This is a genomic window from Paenibacillus aestuarii, from assembly GCF_027789125.1.
Lineage (GTDB): Bacteria > Bacillota > Bacilli > Paenibacillales > NBRC-103111 > Paenibacillus_E > Paenibacillus_E aestuarii.
Genome location: NZ_JAQFVF010000085.1, coordinates 1 through 2,630, shown reverse-complemented (window position 1 = coordinate 2,630; position 2,630 = coordinate 1). Strand labels below are relative to the sequence as shown.

At 47.4% G+C, this 2,630-nt stretch carries 1 protein-coding gene and 1 pseudogene; both read right to left on the bottom strand.

Going from position 1 to position 2,630, the window contains the following annotated elements:
* The coding region (locus O9139_RS28595) for an extracellular solute-binding protein (RefSeq protein WP_270885150.1) at window positions 1-1,467 on the bottom strand (1,467 nt) is incomplete at its 3' end.
* Window positions 1,468-1,911: 444 nt separating this feature from the next.
* Window positions 1,912-2,630: pseudogene (locus O9139_RS28590) on the bottom strand (extracellular solute-binding protein); the annotation flags it as partial.

The window sequence follows — 2,630 nt, the reverse complement described above, 5'->3', positions numbered from 1 at the left end:
CGGATCCAGATCGTCGAACTCGGACATGCTGATCGTCTTGCCCCTCGTCCAATCGGCCAATTGTTTGGCAGGCTCAATATCAGCTGGTTTCCATTTTAGCCACATGTTCGTATCCATTAGCATCCAATACTTATAAGAACCACCGTCTTTGCTATCAAACGCTTTGCGGTCGGTGTTGAGTAGATGCATGACCTCCGGCAGAAACTGATCTTTGCCGTCTATCGTATCGTAGGTAACGCCCTTCTCACCTAAGCAAAGATCCTTGTTCCCCTCTTCGCTAATCAGATAGCTGAGGAAGGCAATTGCCCGCTTCTTATCCCTGACGTTCTTCGAAATGAGCGTCAACGTCCAACCGGAGACACGATTTCCTGCAAGTGTAGGCGTATCATGCACATCATCTGCCGGACCATCAATCGCGATATACACCTTATTCGGGTCCTTCTGATACAACGCTTGGTTCGCCTCTGCAAAATCAGATGACTGATACAGCATGGCAAAATAGCATCCTTGCTTTATTTTTTCAGACATTTGCGGTCGTTTATCAATAAAAACATCTGTCGGCATCAGCCCGTCCTCATTCGCTTGACGGAACATCTTCAGCCATTTCAGATAGGTTGGATCGCTACGGCGGTCGTACAGTTTGCCGTTTTTCTGCTGCGGAATTGCTAGGAGGTTCTGAAGATAATCATCCAGCGAATAGTTGCCCTTGCCGGCTTCCACAAAATCATGCAGGCCGATTGGAATGAGCGGCTGGCCATCCACTTCCGGAAACTTCTCCTTCGCAGCCTTCAGCGCGGCGAGAAACCCTTCCGGCGTGCTCATATTCGGCTTCCCAAGTGCTTCATACATGTCTTTCCTTACAACAAAGACCTGGTTAGACGTCATTGTCTGACCATATTTTTGATAATCCGCAGGGGATGAAGATGCATTCGGGTAGCCATACACATTGCCATCGGCCTGTGTATACCAGCTAAGCTTCGTGGGGTCTGCCACTTTAAAGAAATAAGGATCATACTGATCCGCTAGCTTATTTAATGGAAGCACCATATCTCCCTTGATCATCTTCTGCACGTTATCCTCGTACGTACCCAGTGTGATGAAGTCAGGGAGCTGCCCTGTTGCCATCATCGTGCTGAGCCTATCGCTGGCGTTGCCAGTAGGCGCGATAAAGTTGATGCTGACGCCCGTTTTACTCCTTATATAATCGGAAACGACGTCACCTCCCCACTTGCTGGTGAACCAATCGAAATTAACATACCAATCAAACGTAATCGGTGACGTGTCCAGTTTCCAGACAGGCTCATCCGGAGAAGGCTTCGTTTGAGAAGCATCTGCCTCCGTAAGATTGGCATTGGAGTTCGCAGTACTGCCATTGCTCGATGTGCCGGCGTTCCCAGAACAAGCCGCTAACGTCCAGCACATCATCATAGCTAACAATAGCATTGCTGATTTGCGTATTTTGTCCATTCATGCTACTCCTTCGTCTGTGTCGGTTGTCGAACTTGACGTTCTACTAAATAATCCCCTTATAAAGTCAGGATTACAGTTACTGAGCAGAGCCCTTTGCTAGTATAGAGGATAAATCAAGTAAACGAAAGGACTCACATTTTAGGTAGGGTTACTATATTTTAGGTTTCCTTAGTCGCCAACGCGAATAAGCGAGCAGATATGATATTCAGGCAAATGCACGAGATCGAACGGTGAATCATCAGCTCGTTGATCTAGATCAATCTTCAATAACAGAAAGGCCAGATCACATAGGCGATCTGGCACTTTACTTCTATTTGCGGTGAAAGCTTTTTGTTTGGCGCTCGTTTTCCGTTTACATGTTGTCGCTTCTCTTGGAGGGGAGAGATTAACATGTCTAATATTTCGATCAAAGTAAACGATCCTGCTACTTCCTCTATAGAACTATTGATTGACCGGCAACTTCAGTTTCTGTACATTTCGTTCATAGGCTGCTTGGCGGCTAGCTTCGATGGCTTTTCGGTCGGTAAGGCTGTTCATGTATTCGGTGAACAGTTGATCGAATTCAGCATCAGACTTGGACATCAGCAGCTTCGGCAGCGTCTGACTCCAGAGCTGATCGTTTTTGGCTTTCGCAATACCTTCCTTCGTCGTCGGGCTCGGATCCAGATCGTCGAACTCGGACATGCTGATCGTCTTGCCCCTCGTCCAATCGGCCAATTGTTTGGCAGGCTCAATATCAGCTGGTTTCCATTTTAGCCACATGTTCGTATCCATTAGCATCCAATACTTATAAGAACCACCGTCTTTGCTATCAAACGCTTTGCGGTCGGTGTTGAGTAGATGCATGACCTCCGGCAGAAACTGATCTTTGCCGTCTATCGTATCGTAGGTAACGCCCTTCTCACCTAAGCAAAGATCCTTGTTCCCCTCTTCGCTAATCAGATAGCTGAGGAAGGCAATTGCCCGCTTCTTATCCCTGACGTTCTTCGAAATGAGCGTCAACGTCCAACCGGAGACACGATTTCCTGCAAGTGTAGGCGTATCATGCACATCATCTGCCGGACCATCAATCGCGATATACACCTTATTCGGGTCCTTCTGATACAACGCTTGGTTCGCCTCTGCAAAATCAGATGACTGATACAGCATGGCAAAATAGC